At 41.8% G+C, this 16,443-nt stretch carries 12 protein-coding genes; all 12 read right to left on the bottom strand.

The features are described 5' to 3' along the window. Positions 1-13: 13 nt before the first annotated feature. A complete protein-coding gene (gene mprF, locus DUK53_RS16095; protein WP_036092102.1) occupies positions 14-2,617 on the bottom strand; it encodes a bifunctional lysylphosphatidylglycerol flippase/synthetase MprF in 2,604 nt (867 codons plus the stop codon). Between the two features lie 34 nt (positions 2,618-2,651). After that, positions 2,652-3,317: a VanZ family protein gene (locus tag DUK53_RS16090; RefSeq protein WP_036092099.1), complete on the bottom strand. Its 666-nt coding sequence runs from the start codon at positions 3,315-3,317 to the stop codon at positions 2,652-2,654. A 488-nt stretch (positions 3,318-3,805) separates the two neighbouring features. Continuing rightward, positions 3,806-4,279 (bottom strand): GNAT family N-acetyltransferase, encoded by a 474-nt coding sequence (locus DUK53_RS16085; RefSeq protein WP_052164804.1) that lies wholly within the window; start codon positions 4,277-4,279, stop codon positions 3,806-3,808. Positions 4,280-4,641: 362 nt separating this feature from the next. After that, the gene (locus tag DUK53_RS16080) at positions 4,642-5,154 is read right to left on the bottom strand and encodes an SH3 domain-containing protein (protein WP_036089856.1); all 513 of its coding nucleotides are present in this window, start codon (positions 5,152-5,154) and stop codon (positions 4,642-4,644) included. Positions 5,155-5,169: 15 nt separating this feature from the next. Further along, positions 5,170-6,018 carry an N-acetylmuramoyl-L-alanine amidase family protein gene (locus DUK53_RS17980; protein WP_161564258.1) on the bottom strand — a complete coding sequence of 283 codons (849 nt, stop codon included), beginning with the start codon at positions 6,016-6,018 and terminating at the stop codon, positions 5,170-5,172. Beyond that, on the bottom strand, positions 6,018-6,287 hold the full coding sequence (locus DUK53_RS16070; RefSeq protein WP_124893096.1) for a phage holin: 270 nt from the start codon (positions 6,285-6,287) through the stop codon (positions 6,018-6,020). The genes DUK53_RS17980 and DUK53_RS16070 overlap by 1 nt, the downstream gene beginning before the upstream one ends. Further along, positions 6,284-8,329, bottom strand: coding sequence for an SGNH/GDSL hydrolase family protein (locus tag DUK53_RS16065; protein WP_124893094.1), 2,046 nt, complete (start codon positions 8,327-8,329; stop codon positions 6,284-6,286). The genes DUK53_RS16070 and DUK53_RS16065 overlap by 4 nt, the downstream gene beginning before the upstream one ends. A 129-nt stretch (positions 8,330-8,458) precedes the next feature. Then, on the bottom strand, positions 8,459-8,866 hold the full coding sequence (locus DUK53_RS16060) for a hypothetical protein (protein ID WP_124893092.1): 408 nt from the start codon (positions 8,864-8,866) through the stop codon (positions 8,459-8,461). A 40-nt stretch (positions 8,867-8,906) separates the two neighbouring features. Next, on the bottom strand, positions 8,907-10,217 hold the full coding sequence (locus DUK53_RS16055; RefSeq protein ID WP_124893090.1) for a BppU family phage baseplate upper protein: 1,311 nt from the start codon (positions 10,215-10,217) through the stop codon (positions 8,907-8,909). Further along, positions 10,214-12,472: a phage tail spike protein gene (locus DUK53_RS16050; RefSeq protein ID WP_161564257.1), complete on the bottom strand. Its 2,259-nt coding sequence runs from the start codon at positions 12,470-12,472 to the stop codon at positions 10,214-10,216. The genes DUK53_RS16055 and DUK53_RS16050 overlap by 4 nt, the downstream gene beginning before the upstream one ends. After that, positions 12,472-13,209 carry a phage tail domain-containing protein gene (locus DUK53_RS16045; RefSeq protein ID WP_124893086.1) on the bottom strand — a complete coding sequence of 246 codons (738 nt, stop codon included), beginning with the start codon at positions 13,207-13,209 and terminating at the stop codon, positions 12,472-12,474. Before DUK53_RS16045 ends, DUK53_RS16050 begins: the two co-directional genes overlap by 1 nt. After that, positions 13,209-16,421, bottom strand: coding sequence for a phage tail protein (locus DUK53_RS16040; protein ID WP_124893084.1), 3,213 nt, complete (start codon positions 16,419-16,421; stop codon positions 13,209-13,211). The genes DUK53_RS16045 and DUK53_RS16040 overlap by 1 nt, the downstream gene beginning before the upstream one ends. Positions 16,422-16,443: the final 22 nt, after the last annotated feature.

Genomic DNA, 16,443 nt, shown 5'->3' with positions numbered 1-16,443 from the left:
TAACGCCTTGTTTTTATTTGGATTCTTCCAGGATTACTGTTGGTTCTATTTCTTCTGGGATGTCTTCTACGATTTGCGCTTTAGATAGTGGTCGTTTTTTGCCGACAAGCACCATTAGTTGCAACATCGTGAAGGCAATCGAGCTTCGTTTTCGGAACGCGACGAATTTTTGAACCCAGGTGGTTACGTATTTTGATTTGTAGTTGCGTAGTCCTTGGAAGCCGTAGAAGCCTTGGCTATAGCGGTAAACGAGGCCTGCCAATCGCTCCCCTAAAAATGCGAACTGCGAGGAACCGACGTTTGAAAGTGGCGCCATTCCTGCGTTGAAAATCTGGTAGCCTTCTTCTTGCCCTTTTAAGAACAGGTTGATAAATAGGAAATCCATGATACCGCTCGGGGCGTCTTGGCCGTAGCGCATTAAATCGATGGATGTCATTTCGTCGTTGTAGCACGGCATGATGGAGGCAAACGCGATGATTTCACCGTCTGCATCTCGCGCAATCGCGATTGGAGCTTGTTCTAGGTAATACACATCGAAGTAACCGAGTGAGAATCCTTTTTCGGACCTGTCGCCTAACCAATCGTCTGATATTTCGCGTAGTCGCTGGATTGTTTTTTCGTCAAAGCTTGGCTCGATGATTTCGAATGTATAGCCTTCACGTTCGAATTTGTTCATCAAGGCGCGTTCACCTTTGCGTTTCTTACCGGTTAGCGTGAATTCAGGTAAGGATACGAAGCCTTCTTCTCCAATTTTCATGAAATCGAAGCCATGATCGTGGAGGAATGCCAGCATGTCGACGTCTACTTCATAGAAAACTGGTCGGTAGCCGAAGCGGTCGGCGTATGTCATCAGTTCTTCTAGCGCTTCCTCGAGGTAATCGCTATCCCCGACTGGCTCTCCCATGATAACCATCTTATCGGCTTTGAGCTGGAACGGAAACACGACTTTATCCTCTTTGGACCAGAAAAGCAGTTTGTCGCGCATGAACATCGTGTGGGTTACTTCGTTGCCTTTATATTTGGCCAAATGAGCTCGTAAACGTCTCGCATCAAATGGTTCTCCGATGGTAACACTCGTTGTTGAGAAATAGTAGAAAATAACAATCAGACTAATAATCGCGATCGCCACACCGATGAATCCTGTAATCCAAACATGTTCGGAAGGAATCAGCAGGTAATCAGGAATTTTGCGGTGATGCGGCACTTTTGGTGAGTTGTAAATACCGATCAGGACGTAGCCGATTAAGCAGACTAAGAATAACGAACTGTCAAAAATGATTTTACTCCACGTGTAGACGAGTTTTTCCCGGTAAAATTCATGGCGCGCTAAGTAGACGCAGACCAAGACGATTCCGAGGAAAATCGCGGCTTTGATGGAAAAACCTTGAGCCAGTGTGTTGAAAATTGCGCAACCGAGCACAACAATCGTCGTCACATAGGCTTTCGTGACTTTGCTTTCGATACCGCGAGCCAAGCCTAATAACAGGAATCCGAATGCTATCATCGTGATTTGCGATACGAAGAAAAGGCTGAACGGCGCGAGTTTGTAGAGTAGTGGTAAGTGGTAAATCGCGTTTGGAATCGCTGCGGAAATAATCAGCATAAGTCCCGCGAAATACACGAATAGGACTAAAAATCGGTGCGCTAGTTTTTGAAGGAACAGGGTTGGTAGGCCTTCTAAATAGTCGTTGAATTTCCGCCCGGCTTTCTGGACGAAGAACAATAGTCCTGCCGCGAATGGGATAATGTAGTAGAAAATGCGATAAAATAGCAACCAAGCGACACTTAGATCGGTCGGGACGCCGAGTCGTTCTAATCCCAGAATCATCACGACGTCAAACGTACCAACGCCTCCTGGTACCATGGATGCAATCCCGATAACGGATGCGATAACGAATAGCGGGAATACTTTTGCGACATCGACTGGTTCGTTCATCAGTACGCCGATAATGATAAAGCAACCAAATGCAAATGCCCACTCTAGTAAGGATGCCAAAATGAGCAACAACTCGCGTTTTAATGGTAAATCTTCAAATAATGTTTTGCTTTTCCATTTTGTGAAGAAAAATAGGATTGGGAAATATAATCCACCGCCGACAAGCCAAGGCCAGTAGCTGCGGAAATGGTCGGCGAATCCTGGAATAAATAGCATTACCAGGCCAATCAGGCAATAAAGAGATAATCCGGATACGAGAAATAAGGCAATTTTTGAAATGGCTAGGAGGATTTGTTTGTGGTCAGCATTTTTACCGTAGAAATTAGCGCGTAACGAGGCTCCTAGCACGCCACCGAATCCGCCGATATTCGTAAACGTGTTCGTAATCCAGCCAGATGTGATAATGTGACTCGTCGGAAATTTGCCCGGCAGGAGTTTCACGATGACAAAATCATAGATGAGCATCGGTGTTACGGCAATCAGTCCAACTGCAATCATAATCAAGATATTTTCGGGGCTCTGCGATGTTAAGTTATCTTTCAAGGCGCCAAAATCGGTAGTTGTTCCAATACTAATCACTTCGTACACAACAAACGCGAGCACAAAAACGATAAATATAATTTTGGCCTTCAGACTGTTTTCTTGGAACCATGCTATAAGTTTTGCAAATCTTTCCTTCATCATACCAATCCCCTTCACTTTTCCCACTTCAATGTTATTTTTTTCGCTTTCTCACGCTTGGTATACATAGCGCCGCCAGAATTCCCAGCAAGCCGCTCAGTGTATTTAGAATAATATCGTCTATATCTGTCGAGCGATTTTCTGGTAGTGTTATGCCTCTAAAACCTGTGATGATGGTGGTTTGGAAGAATTGAACGAGCTCGATTCCTGTAGAAACCACTAATGCGACTAAGAGTGTCATGCCGATTCTTTTTGTAATTTGAAAATAGAGCAGAAAGAACGTCAATGGTGCGAGTAATAAGACATTTCCGAGTAGCTGGATTATCGTTGGCATGGTCGGTAGCGTTTGGTGTACTGTGTTTTCAATCGTCGTGAATGGCACAAGGTTCACCATTTCTTGCTGGATATGGAATCCTCCTGTGTACGTGCTTCTTAGGATATCTCCTGCCGAAATATATGTAACGAGATGATGCAAAATGAATAGGTAAAGAATAAACGTGGCGAGCCAAATCACATCTATTGTATTTCTTAATGTCGCCTTCCAAATGATGAAAATCGAGCACGCGCCTAAGATTGTGCCGTTGAGAATGACATTAATCAGCTCTGCCCTACTTCCAAAATCGATTGCTAAAAATATACCGTAAGCCATATATAAAACCGGAATCAGAAGAACTAGACACCGAATTTTGTCATTTTTCATAGATCTGCCACGCTTTCCTCTGGTCTAATTGTCTTCCTTAGTTTAACAAATAACGCTAGTAATGAAAAGACTTGTTACCCTTACATTATTGCAAGGTAATCTAAAAATGGAGATTGTTTGGAGCATAATCCAAATAATCGGCGACAAGCGTTCGCATTCAGGGGATTTGGCGGACTTCCGGTTCTGCTACACAAGAGCAGTTTCGCTTAACTTCTCGCATGGTCGAGGAAATTACCCTCTCCCTGCTTTCAGTCATCATGTACAGTCGTACACTCCGCTTTGTTGTGGTTCTTTGAAGCAAGGCGAATTAGAACCTCAATATGCAAAAGAATGGAATGAGTTTGTCATCCTCATTCCACCAAATCCCCTGAATACAAACGCTTTCGCTCGATTTGTGTATAGCGTCATTTTCATCTTATCCAAAAATAAAGAGCGAGGCAATTTTATCTTGTTTGGAATTGTTCCCATCCACTCTCTATTCTTGTTCCTCATATTCTCCGTTCGTAAACAAATTGCTCCCCGCGCGGACCTAGGACAACGCGTGGTGTTTCGATAAAACCGCTTTTTAGATATAGTTTTTGCGCTGGAATGTTTCGTTTGTTGACCGCTAAAACAACACTGGCAATTCCTCTGAAATGAGCGCGTACATAGTCTTGTAATGCTGCTAATGACTTTGTTCCGTATCCTTTTCCTTGTAGACTGGAATCGATCGAATAGCCTCGCAAAAGTAGGGCATTCGGTTCTGCTGTATACGTTGTGAGGTCGTTGCCACTGTCCAGAACGAAGAAGCCCACGATGACTTCCTTGTCAGAAATCAGGACACAGTGATAGCTGCTTGTTTTAGCGGCTTGCTCCAAAATTTCAAGTGGATGCGCGGAGAATTCATCGTTCGTGAGTGTATAATTCGTGAGGGCTGCAATTTGCGCTGTTTCATTTTGGAATGATTGTAGTTCGATTTTCAAAAGAAGCCCTCCCTCGCTTAATTTTTTAAGGTTAGAACAGTTATACTTTCCACATGTGCTGTTTGTGCCCAAGCTGTTCTATTACGTTTTAAATCGTTCTGTTTTATCTTTTTTACCGAGTTTCTACTATAAATATGTAGGTTTAATTTTTCGTTTTAATCTTAAATCGTTCTGTTTTATCTTTTTTTGTATTTTGTACAGCGGTGGCAAGCGGGTGGAATTTCATCACTTGCCACCGTTAAACACCAGCTAGCACTCTGGTGTCTTTTTGTCTCATGCTCGGGATGAGCACAATGCTATTATATCATTATCGATTGAAATAAAGAAAGCCCCCGAAAATTAATTCGAGGGCTTTCTTTCGTTTATAGTGTCGAAAATTGAGCTAACGAATCGTACCCAAAGCCGTCAACACGCACAACATATTTTGAATTTATCCAGCCTTCCCAATTCCAATATCCTGCGCGATTATATGCTACCGGATACCAGCCGTTTTTCATCGCTCCGGTATTTACGCGGATTACTTCGTTATTAGCTAGCGTTGTAATGACTTTCCCGCTTGTATTCGGTTGAGCTCGTAAGTTTAGCGCTCCTGATGTTACTACGGCGGCGCACCATGTATTTATTTTCGCTGGTGCTAAATAGTACGTTGTATTCAAATACCCTTTAACATTACGATAAATTACTTTTTTAGTCGTCGTGTCGTATTTTACAACAGAACCGCGATAAACGTATCCGACGATTTCCCCGCGAGCATTCTGTTTACTGTAAACATTTTGTTTTTGTGTAACAACTTCTTTCATTATCGTCGCCTGTGCTGTTACTGGTATCATAAAAATTAATACAATCACTAGTGTTGCTATAACTATTTTCTTCATTAACTATAAGCCTCCTTATTTATTTTTTAGTTCTGTGTACTTGTCTGCCGCGGTAATATAAAACGTCTTACCTTTTGAATTTTGAACTTTATATTGCAGGCTGCCATTCACATTCACTTTATCGAGTACAGTAGGGAATCCAAGGCCTTTATTTACGGTACCTACAACATCCTTATCTGCCCATGATGGTTTAGCATAGAAACGTAGGTCGTTGGTTTTAGAAACAAGTTTCTTCCCAGCGTAAGGATTAGGCGCGGTTGGCTTCGGTTCTGTTTTGCTAGGCGTTTCCGGTTTCTCTGCCGCTGTTTTATATTCGATGCCTAATGTTTTTAAAATCCCGTGTGCGATAGCGCGGCCCATTTCTTGTTGTTCCGGTACAGTATCGACAATAAAACGATCATTAGAATCAATAAAAGCCGGTTCGACGATAACGGCCGGCATTTTGGTTTGTCGAATAACGGCGTGATAATCCTTGCCGTCGCTACCTTTTTTCGAGTAAATTGGGATACTTCCAACGTTTTGTTTCATTTCATTTTGAATAGCATTGATGATATTTTGAGCTAACACCTTGCTTGTGCCGCCTGCGATGCTGTGAATTACTTCGGCGCGGTCTCCGCCACCTGCATTATAATGTACCGATACAAACAAATCGGCGCCCCATTTATTCGCTGAATTGGAACGATCGCTAAGAGACGGATACGTGTCCCCTGTGCGTGATAAATACGTTTCAATGCCGTATTTTTCTAGCTCATATTTAACGGCATAAGCTGTGACGCGCGCCATTTCTTTCTCTACTAACCCGTTCGCTACTGCACCCGGATCAGTTCCACCGTGTCCTAAATCAATAAATACTTTCTTTGTCATCATTCCTCATCCTTTCGTGGTTTTTCATAGGTCATAGCTTGCTCTGAATCGCCTCTACCCTCTGTTGTCGGATCGACTACAATTCCAAGTAAGCCAAAAATAACAAACACGGTGTTAATGAATTTAAGTGCCTCCGCATTAATTACGTCAGCGGGCACAAGTACACCGAACCAGTTAAAAACTTGCTGTAATAGCACAATCAGAAGCGGAATCGTTGCAATCCAAAACTGTGGATTCCATATCCTTACTTTCCAATTAATTTTTTTCATTCTTCCTCACTTCCTTCCTCGCCTTCGCCTATTAGTTCGTTTATCTGTGCTTGTAAGGCGTTGATTTGATCAACCGTTGCCGTTTCTCTCCAAATGACTTCGCTTGATGCGGCGTGGTTGTATGTCCCTTCGTAACTCGCTTTAGATGCAAGATTTGTTACTCTGAAAAGTTTTCTATTACTACCGCCCATATAAACCTCTAAAGTTGCCAGAGCGCTTCCTGTGAAAGGCATGTTGATTGCGTTGCTGGAATACATCTCATAATTACCAGGCATTAATGTTAAAATATCGCCTGTGAATGTTCCGAGTGTAGACAGTCCATTATTTCCGAAAATAGAGTCTGGCGCATTCCTAAATTCTAAGCTAAACAGATTTACGGCGTAGGTGTCTAAATTCTCGATGCTAACCGTGTAATATCCAGCGCGGGGCGCATACATAAGCTTGCTTGCGTTTATACGGCCATCAATGAATAGTGCCGCCGCATTATACCAATTCAAATCAGCAGTTACATACGTTGCAGTTTTTAAAGGCTTATTCATCGCTCTTGCATTCGTCGTTCTGAATGCATAAGATGTAACGTTATTCGCTGGATCAGCCCCGAAACTCATTTCTACTTTGAGGTTAAGGGTTTTTGAGCCAGCATAAACAGCTGGGAGAAACAGCAAATTATTTTCCTTTGCGTAAAAAGTAAAATAGACTTTCCCACCTGTTCTTAGTACTAGGGCTATCCCACTGCCCACCTCTGACACATCTTCTGTAGGGAAGTAGGGGCTTGCCGAGAGTGTCGCATTTTCATTAAACTGTATGCCGCTGTTTTCAATAACAACATTGAGTGCATCATTCCCCTTTACTTTACTCATGTTCAATAGCGTTTTACCTAAAAAAAGCGAAGCTAGACGCTTCCCGATAAATCCGTAACCCCTGCCATTAAAATGAACAGTATCAGAATAAAAATTAGCTGCTATTCCCGATGTTAATTGCGACATATCAACAACGGGCGCTTGGTACTCTTTCGCTAGCTGTATTACCGCTTGAGAAAATATATCCACGGTGAAATCAGCCGCATTTTTCTGTTTGGGCGGTGTTAAGAAAATGACCGCACTCCCCCAATCCAATGCTCTTTCTATGATGCGTCTATATCCCTTGAAAAAATCACTCATACTTTCAGCCGCATTTTTGCTGTCATTGTGGCCGAGCATGAACAGCGTAATATCAGCATCGGGATTTACCCCATCCCATCTAGGGAACGAAGAAATAACCGTATCACCAGAAAACCCCCAGTTTTTTACGGTTACGTTTGGATGTATTTGCTGCAATGAGGCTTCGAGGGCTTCCGGATAAGTAATACTAGCTCGTTCTCTTACGTGTATTGATCCGTTCGAAGTAGGGTTAGGATCTGGAGGGCGTCTATCTGTGCTGTAAATATCATATCCGTAAGTCAGGGAATCCCCGTAGCATAGAATTCTAACAGGCTCATCTTTGCGTAATTTCTCAAACCCTGCACTAATAAGCTCTAGTTGTTTGTGTCTATACAGAGCTAGTAACTGGTTCATTTCTACTTGTAGCTCTTCGAATTCCGCCTTAATCTCTGCGAAATCTTCTGTATATCGATCGATTAAGTCTTGAATTGTGACACTGTAAATAGAATCGATTATTTCGATATCTTGATCTATCAAAGCTTTGTCTATTTTGAAAGTAAATTTATGAACCGACATGACTTGACCGTTTTTGTATCTAAGATACAGTTCTGCGTTTATCTTACCTACATGCCTTATTTCTTCATCGCTAAGTACATAAGACACCGTGTTATTTTGCGCATCTATTTCCGCTCTAACTTCCGCTATTAACGTATCACTTGTTAAATATAAAATAGCATCTACATTCTCAAGCTGTATTTTTCTATGTCCTTTTGTTAATCGAAACATCAGTCGAGCGGTCCCGATATCCTGTGTGGAAAAATAGCCATTGAGATTAATTGTGATTGGCGGAGACGTGGATATATCGAATGTTGTACCTAAATCTTTATATTTTCTATCATCCATTTTTTCGCCCTCCCTCCGTTTCGATTAGTTATTTTTTCTTTTTGCAACGCGCGCATCTTCCATTTACCCATCGATGAATACCGAGCTTGCACAATCCACTACCAATCAGCGACATGTTATACACCTCCTTCAATTCAATAAATTAGCTAAAAGCGCAGTGATCATAATACCTAGACAGCCACCGACGATAGATGTTATCGCTGAGGCTATAATAGTGCGTCTTATGAATTGCTTTCGACCTTTTTCTTCTTCAATTAATTGTTCTGCTCTATCTGCTCGTTCACGCTCTTTCGATATTTCCAAGTCCGTGAATTTTTTTTCGTAGGTCATAACCTTGTCTAGTAAAGGCGCCAACCCCTTTCTTACTGCTTCTTCAATGTCGATAGGCATTGCGATTTTCCAATCTTCTATAGCATCCAATCTTTCGCTGTGCTTGTCTAAGCGCTTCTTATTTTCTCTCGCTAAGGATTTACTTGATTCGGCAGTTTGCTTTAATTCTCCCCATTCTGCATTTGTTATTTTCACATGTTGATCCATCGGGACCACCTCACCCCATTAATTTGTATAACCTAAGTTGCTAATCTATCATGAACTCTATTCCGTCTAACCAGAATCCGCTAGTGTCTACCGCGATAGCTAGCACCTCTAAATCTCCAGTTGGCTTCGCGTAGATAGTTGCGCTAGACCCTATAGCCCCGGACTGTTGCGCTACTTTATAGCCATTTACATATGAAGTGCTCGATCGGAAACCTGTAGGCAATGTCGAAAAAGCTCCTGCTGCTGTTCCTGCTACACGATTCACTAAGCCTCGTAATGTAACACGATTTCCTATTTTTCTATATTGAGGTTTTGCTGTTCCTGCTGAATAATTCGTTTTCAGCGGTAAGTCAATCCATCCAGAATCTAAAAATTTAGCATCAACATAGGCAATGGCTGCTGTTTTAGCTGCATCCGCCTTAGCTTGAGACCCTACTGTATTCTCGTATTCTCGCCACGGACTCGCTGTAGCGCCTACATAACGGAAAAAATGCCGGTTAGCAGCGGCGTTTGTCGGACTGAAATATCTCGCATGTTGTTCTATCGCCGTTCCAGTTATAAGTTTATGATTCTCTAATCTGAATGATCCTGTGCTAGGTGCATCTGTCAACGCGGCGGCAACCGTCGAATTAATATAAAAGCTTCCTTGCTCAATAATTGCCGCTAAAGTCGTGACGTTCGGCGGGGATTTGGCAACGCCTGAATCAGCCGTTAACTTTGCCTTTTGCCAATTTATCGTTTCCGATATCAATACAACGTCATTAGAATTTATTAGCGCTATCAGCTCGTTTGCTGTATCTGTTGATTCGTTTAATTGAGCAATAGCTGTATTTAAAGCTTCCATCGCCTCGGCGGTGGACTCTCGAATAAAATTGTTCAAGCGATTGATATCACTTATAAAGTCTTCGAGCTGTATATTACCTTGCGTCGCATCCTCCGCTACGTTAATTGTGAAATTAGGCGTTGTAACACGTTCATCCGCGCTAAGGTCTAGTTCTTGTAAAATTTGAAAACCAGCTGTTCCACCTTTTTCTAACACGAAATAACATAAGTTCAATCTTCCATTTCGAGCAAATACCTCTTTGGCCATCGTGTACTGTATTATTCCTTTAACAGGATCGATTATTTCCATGTTGTCGTAAGTAGAACCGTCGTCACGAACAAAATAACCGCCGGGTAAACGACATTCAAAAACAGGTGTATACTCTCCGAAATCAGGTATAACAGCGCCGTTGTTTGTTATCTGAACAATTGTAGTAACTGCGTTTTTTTCCGTCACACGGGCCAAAATAAGCGGTGTTAAACTATCAGAGACTAAATCTAAACCGAATTCATATCGTTTTAAACTCATCGTCTTAACAACCTCCTTTCAATGAATTCCTCAATATCTGAAACTCTCTTCTCTAACGCTTCGTTCTCACTTCGTAAATCGCTTATGAGTTCTAATGCTGTATCTAGCGTTTCTTTTGTGTTTGATAATTCATTTTGCAATGACGTTTTTTCTTCCTCATTTTCGCGCGCGTATTGCCATAGCCAAGCCGATGTTTTATATAAATCAACAGTGGCTATATCATCACTATCTGAACGCAATACTTTAGGTAATAATTCAGCTACGAATCCAATATTTTTATCTAATTTCATTTTCTCTGCATCCTGAATTAATCGATATGCAAATACTTCAACATCTTTCACAAGGTTTTTCGCTGTGAACCGTTCATATAAAATGCTATCGGGCAACTTCTCAATGTCCTGTTTAAGCGTTGCACTGGATGCCGTTTCCCAAGCACTTGCACGAGCTGGAACATAGCGAATTTGAGGTCCTCCTCCTGATTTCCAAGTTGTGTGGTCAATAAAGGCTACCCGACCATCTGCATTTGTTCCTACGTAACACCATCCAAGCGAATAAAAAAGTGGCGCTTCTGCACCGGCATACGGTGATAATCGTATAACTTGATCTAAATTTACAGCTCCGGTTGTTTCGTTGAGCGCCTCAATCGCAAAACCTAATTCACCAGTTGTATTTAATTTAATATTCATAGCTGGGAAAGGATAATTATCTCGTTTTGCATTCAGGCTAAAACCAGACCCGCCCCCAATTTTCAGTATTTCGCGATATTGAGGTAACGGCAAAGGCGGCATAAAACTAGAATAAAGCGTGTCTAAATAAGCGGCAGAACCGGTTATCGTGACACCTTTTATGTCAATAGCTTTCAACGTTCCTGTTAAAATGCGATCCGCAACTATCATGCCGTCATATGTCATACCGATTTCGTAAGGCCCAGCATAACCGTTTTTCGAATGTCCTAATCCACCAGCGTTCCAGCGCCAGATATTCCGCGCTGTGTTGATGTCTTTCGTGTCCATGATCAAAATTTCTTGCGGGTCCGCCATCGATGGATATAAAACGACATTACCGGCCGGAGGATTGTTAATAACGTTTGTTAGTTCATCAATCCCCGCTTGTAGAAATGTTTTTTCAGCGGCTATAATTTCAACTTCTTTTTGAATATCGTTGAATTGACGCGATATATTCGCTTTAAAATCTCCCAATTCAACCGAAATGTATTTATCGAGCAACGGATCGAATGTTGTTGCAATGACACGAGCTTTCACGTCGATACCAAGTTGCAAAAATTTAACGGTTACGGTGTCCCAAAGATTGACCGTTTCTAGCGCCAGAATGCTCGCCAGTTCTTCGTCGTCCACCTCACGGGATAAATCCACAAAGGAAATATTGAGATTAACAGACGGTTTTCCAACATCGTTATTAACTAGATATGCTTGCGCTGCCGTTCGAAGTGTTGCAACGTTTGTAACGTTATCACCCGTTAAATCAACCATAAACGCTCGAGGCTGAGCGAAATTGGAGACGTATTGCGAGTCTAAAACGACTTCCGGCAATCGTATTGTTGTTTCGTTTCCGTTTGCATCCTGTACCTGCGCGAAGGGATAAATAGATGTGAATGTTTCGCCTATCTCCTCGTCTTGTGTTGCGTCAGTAAGGTTCTTTCCGTATGCGACTAGAACACCTTTATCAACGCCAGCTCCCTGCCTCGGGTAATGCCTTATGTTGAAATTATCAAAAATAAACTCACCCTTAAATGTGTCTAAGAGTGAGCCTTCCTTTCCGCCTAGCGCCTCCCGAGAAGAAGCCAGTTCAATTGTTGTACTCGCCTGCGTTGTTGATGTGCTTGTGCCTGTGAAGCTATGAGGGTACACGGTATTGCTTAAAATTTGATTGAGCATATAACCGGCTGTTCCGTTTTGAACGGTGATTTTACCCTTGAGCGGGTTGTAGTGCAGTCGATAGCTAATATGTTCCGCCTTCACGGTTACAATGCCGTTCATCGGTTTAGACACGGCATAAATCGTAAACAACTGTTCTTGTTCTCTAAACCCAGCCTTAGCCTTGACGATATTTTGATTCTTTATTTCATCAAAATACATGCCGTCTTTCACGTATTTGAATTCTAATTCATACGTTCCGTTCGCCTCTTGACGCACTATCCAGTCAAACGAATCCGTTAGTACACCTATGCCGTTGTTATTAAAATCAGTTGCCGCTGCGTCATATAATCGGGGGGTTAACGTTCTAGAAGCTGCCATTATATCGTCCTCCAATTCGGTGTTACTTCTACTTTTGTCACGTTGCCCGTCCATGTGAAGCGGTTTTCTCCGACATCTAGTTGCGGAAACGGATACGTGTTAACTTTGTTATTGAGTAAAGTACCAGCTTTATAGGCAATCTGTAAGCCGGTATCTAGCGTGATTTCTCCCTGGATCCCTTTTAAAATAACCTTGTAATCATTGACGAAAAAATCAATATCCCCGTTACCAAATATCGTGATAACGGGGTTGGATGGAAATATTTCAACGTTGTTCAAGCGGCCATCTTTCGCGATATTAAATACTTGCGAGCCTGTTATCGAATACTTGAATGGCTTACAATCAAAGCTTATCGTTGTTCGGCCAAAGCTGTTATTTACGTTTTGAATCTCCGTCATATTAAAACACCTTGCAAGCCGGTAATAGCGATTATCAACCGTGTCTATCAGCTTGTTATAGCCTCTTTTAAAACGAATCCATTTGGCTATTTCGGCGTATATCTCGTAAATTGTTAGTCCGTTGTAAGAATAAATGTTAACTGGATAATCCATCGTGATATTTTTGTAACGATCGTTATCTATGAAGTTGTCACCGCTTATACCTGGCGTTTCAATCCTCTCAACATCTTGTTCAGGAATCGGAAAGGCGCGATCAATGAGGATGCGCATCCCAAAATCCGTTGACTTTTTACCTGCGAATTGAAAATAATTTTGAGTTTTCAGCACCTGTTCCAGCATCACTCTAACCCCCTTCTTGCCCGATTCACTTGTGAACCTAATTCTTCCGCAACGCGCTTAATATCGTCATCATTTCGAACGATAATATTACCTGTGAACGTAATACTAAGCGGCTGTTCTACTGTAGTAGGGCTAGGCGCCGCCGCAACTGTAGCTGGTGTCATTCCTGAAAATGCGGTAGCCATGTTTGGCATTCTGATTTTTGACATGTCTGGCATCTGCATGCCTCTCATATCCGGCATCAAACTTGCAGTTAGCCCATCAGCAGCTTTCATTGCAACTCCTGAATCAGCTTCAATACCTACGGCTATACCTTGCGGAATGAACTTACCAACGTTATCTCTCATCCAGCGGGACGGAGATTTTATTTTCAAAGCTCCGGTTATTTTTTCTTTTATGCCATCTACAACTTCTCCTACTTTTTCCTTAACTTTTTCAGCCATACTTCCTATACCGCCTATTAAACCTTGAATGATACTTTTACCAATCCCAAAGAAGTCAGTTACCCATCCGGCGACAGTGTCGAAAGCTTTCCTAGCAATATTTCCTGCTGCTTTTTTTACATCTTCAACTTTTCCGTCTATACCTTTTATAAGTTCCCGGATTAATTTTCCGCCCATTTTGAGTAGTTCCCATATTAAAGCGCCTATGCCTTTTACTAGCGCCCATAATATTTTTCTTCCAGCATCGTTAATTTTAGGCATATTATCTATTAAACCTTTTGCTAACTTCATTATTAAAGTCAATGCTGCTGTGACTAATTTCGGTAAAAACTCTACCAATCCGTCAATCAGAGCCAATAACATTTTCACTCCTGCATCTATTATTTGAGGTAAATTGTCAATTAAAGCATCAAACAAAACCATAATTATTTCCAACGCCGAATCTAGTAGCATCGGTAATATTTCAACGATACCTTCCATCAGAGCTAGTAAAATATCAATACCGGCTTGTAAAATAACTGGTAACAATGGTATTAAGGCTTCGACCAAAGTTACAATGATTTCTAATGCCATATCAATCAACGATGGTAAAATCGTTACTATACCTTCAATCAAAGCTTTCAGAATGGAAACGCCAGCCTCTAAAAGAATCGGAATTAACGGGCCAATTGCTGATATAAGAGTTTTAATTATATTGGTAGCAATTGTTATTAAAGTTGGTAAAATGCTGATGATCCCGCTTATGATATTAGTTAAAATTTCAGCACCTGACTGTATGAGTTGTGGTAATTGCTCGCCTATTTTCAGAATAAGAGAATTAATAATGTCCGAAGCTTTATTTATTAACTCTGGCAAACTGGTTCCCATGCCTTGTAGTATCTTCTCTATCATGCTAGCTCCGGCGATAATTAATCCGGGAAGCCCGCCGACTATCGCGGCAATAAGAGAAGGAATTAAATCCTTAACTTCATTGATGAGCGGTTCAAATCCCCCACCGCTAAACGCTGTCTGAATAGCTTTCCATATGTCACCTATTTTATTTTTAAAATCATTAAAAATAGAACCTAGGGATGCGAAAACAGACTTAATAACGTTACCGAATTTCATAATAAGAGCTGTTCCTTTTTCGCCAAAAGCGCCTTGCAAGTACTTGTCTAAATCAGCGAAAGAACTAAAGGAACCCGTAGCAACCTTTGCGACTGCGACAATACCCATCCTTAATTTATCGATACCTTGCAACACGGTAACGAGCGAATTAAAAATACCGTCTGCAATAGACGGCGGGAAAATATTATGAAGTTGTTTATTCATGTTAGCCATTTCTTTCGTGTTGTTAGTGAAGAAGGCCTTTATCATCCCCCCGACAACAACACCTGTTTGCATCGCTTTTTGTCCTAGCATATCCAGTGTTTGCATTGCTGAAATAACCGATGCCCTAACCGATGCCCCAAATTGCACTATTTTTGAAGTTATAGCTTCGCCAAATACGCTTTGCAATTGCTTGCTGAATTTGCTTAAATCCGCTGTATTTCCAGTGAAAAAAGCCTTAATAATTCCACCTAGCGCTTTAAAAGAAACAACCATTTTATCAAGTAGTTTATTCAGTGGTTGCCCTTCTTTGTTGAAATGTTTAAACGCAACTACTATTCCAATTATAGCGGCAGCAACGAGCCAAACGGTACCAGACATCGCGGCCAAACCTGTAATGAAAGGACCGATAATCATCCAAGCGGCTCCTAATGCAGCTTGAAACCCAGCTATTAATCCTATCCCGGCAGCTAAAGGCGCTAAAATTAGCATTAATGCCGGAATCAAAAGAAGAACAGCCGCGACAAACTTGGCTATCTTAGGATGCGCTTTATTAAATTCGGTTGTTAAATCTGCAATTTTCTTGATGAAGTTAAATACGGGAATCATGACAGCAGCAAAGACTTGGAAAAGCGGTTCGAACGCTTGTCTAACGCTCTTTTTCATGCCTGCGAACGCCTTAGCATAAGCCTTATTCGATTCCATCGCCCCTTTATGCAATGTCGAATAAAACTTCGCTGCTGTTACTGTAGCTACGAGCGCCACCATCGTCATACGCATAATACCTTGACCAATCATCATTGTCATATCTTGAAGTTGTTTCATGTTTGCGGTAGGACCAAGCATTTTCAGCGCCAAAACGGCGGGCTGTCCACGCATTGCAATTTGATTTAAGCCACTAGCAACCGCCAGAGCGCCTTTATTCACTTGATATAAAGGATTCTTCATCCTGTCGAAATTCTCCATAATACGCGTCGCCTGTGTCGTCCTGACTATCATTTGCCCGACGCTTTGAATAAGCTGGACCTTCATCATTTCGTTGTTCTTTATCATGTCGTCCATTACTTTCTTATGCACACGGCCCTGCGCTTCAACCTGTCCCATGAATTGCTTTGATGTGCCAGTGTAATCTTTAGCCGCTTTTCCTAATTGAAAAAACGCATATTTGGAACCAATCAGCTCGTCTTTGTACTTATACAAAGATTGCCTTTGTTCCATATACGCACTTTTCATTTCGCTGTGCATCCGTCTAGCTTCTTCCGACTGACCACGATAAACCCGCCTGACAGACCTTCCGTAATACTCATAATTCTTAGTCATCTGATTGTTATAACGTTCCGACGTCTTAGAAATTCGCTTGCCCATGTTTTCCATTTCGCGCTCGATGTCCTTAGCGTCGTACTTAATGCCGCTTTTATCTATCTCAGTGTCAATATGAATACTGCCATCTGAACCTGCCATAATTTCCCTCCTTTCTTGATGT

Source organism: Listeria sp. SHR_NRA_18 (assembly GCF_003856515.1).
Taxonomy (GTDB): Bacteria; Bacillota; Bacilli; order Lactobacillales; family Listeriaceae; genus Listeria_A; species Listeria_A newyorkensis.
The sequence above is the reverse complement of the archived record's forward strand: the minus strand, read 5'-3'. Positions and strand labels throughout refer to the sequence as shown.

Bases quoted from the DNA above. Each gene is read 5' to 3' on its own strand.
- mprF (WP_036092102.1), bottom strand. From the start codon at position 2,617: ATGAAGGAAAGATTTGCAAAACTTATAGCATGGTTCCAAGAAAACAGT.
- DUK53_RS16090 (WP_036092099.1), bottom strand. From the start codon at position 3,317: ATGAAAAATGACAAAATTCGGTGTCTAGTTCTTCTGATTCCGGTTTTA.
- DUK53_RS16080 (WP_036089856.1), bottom strand. From the start codon at position 5,154: ATGAAGAAAATAGTTATAGCAACACTAGTGATTGTATTAATTTTTATG.
- DUK53_RS17980 (WP_161564258.1), bottom strand. From the start codon at position 6,018: ATGACAAAGAAAGTATTTATTGATTTAGGACACGGTGGAACTGATCCG.
- DUK53_RS16070 (WP_124893096.1), bottom strand. From the start codon at position 6,287: ATGAAAAAAATTAATTGGAAAGTAAGGATATGGAATCCACAGTTTTGG.
- DUK53_RS16065 (WP_124893094.1), bottom strand. From the start codon at position 8,329: ATGGATGATAGAAAATATAAAGATTTAGGTACAACATTCGATATATCC.
- DUK53_RS16060 (WP_124893092.1), bottom strand. From the start codon at position 8,866: ATGGATCAACATGTGAAAATAACAAATGCAGAATGGGGAGAATTAAAG.
- DUK53_RS16055 (WP_124893090.1), bottom strand. From the start codon at position 10,217: ATGAGTTTAAAACGATATGAATTCGGTTTAGATTTAGTCTCTGATAGT.
- DUK53_RS16050 (WP_161564257.1), bottom strand. From the start codon at position 12,472: ATGGCAGCTTCTAGAACGTTAACCCCCCGATTATATGACGCAGCGGCA.
- DUK53_RS16045 (WP_124893086.1), bottom strand. From the start codon at position 13,209: ATGCTGGAACAGGTGCTGAAAACTCAAAATTATTTTCAATTCGCAGGT.
- DUK53_RS16040 (WP_124893084.1), bottom strand. From the start codon at position 16,421: ATGGCAGGTTCAGATGGCAGTATTCATATTGACACTGAGATAGATAAA.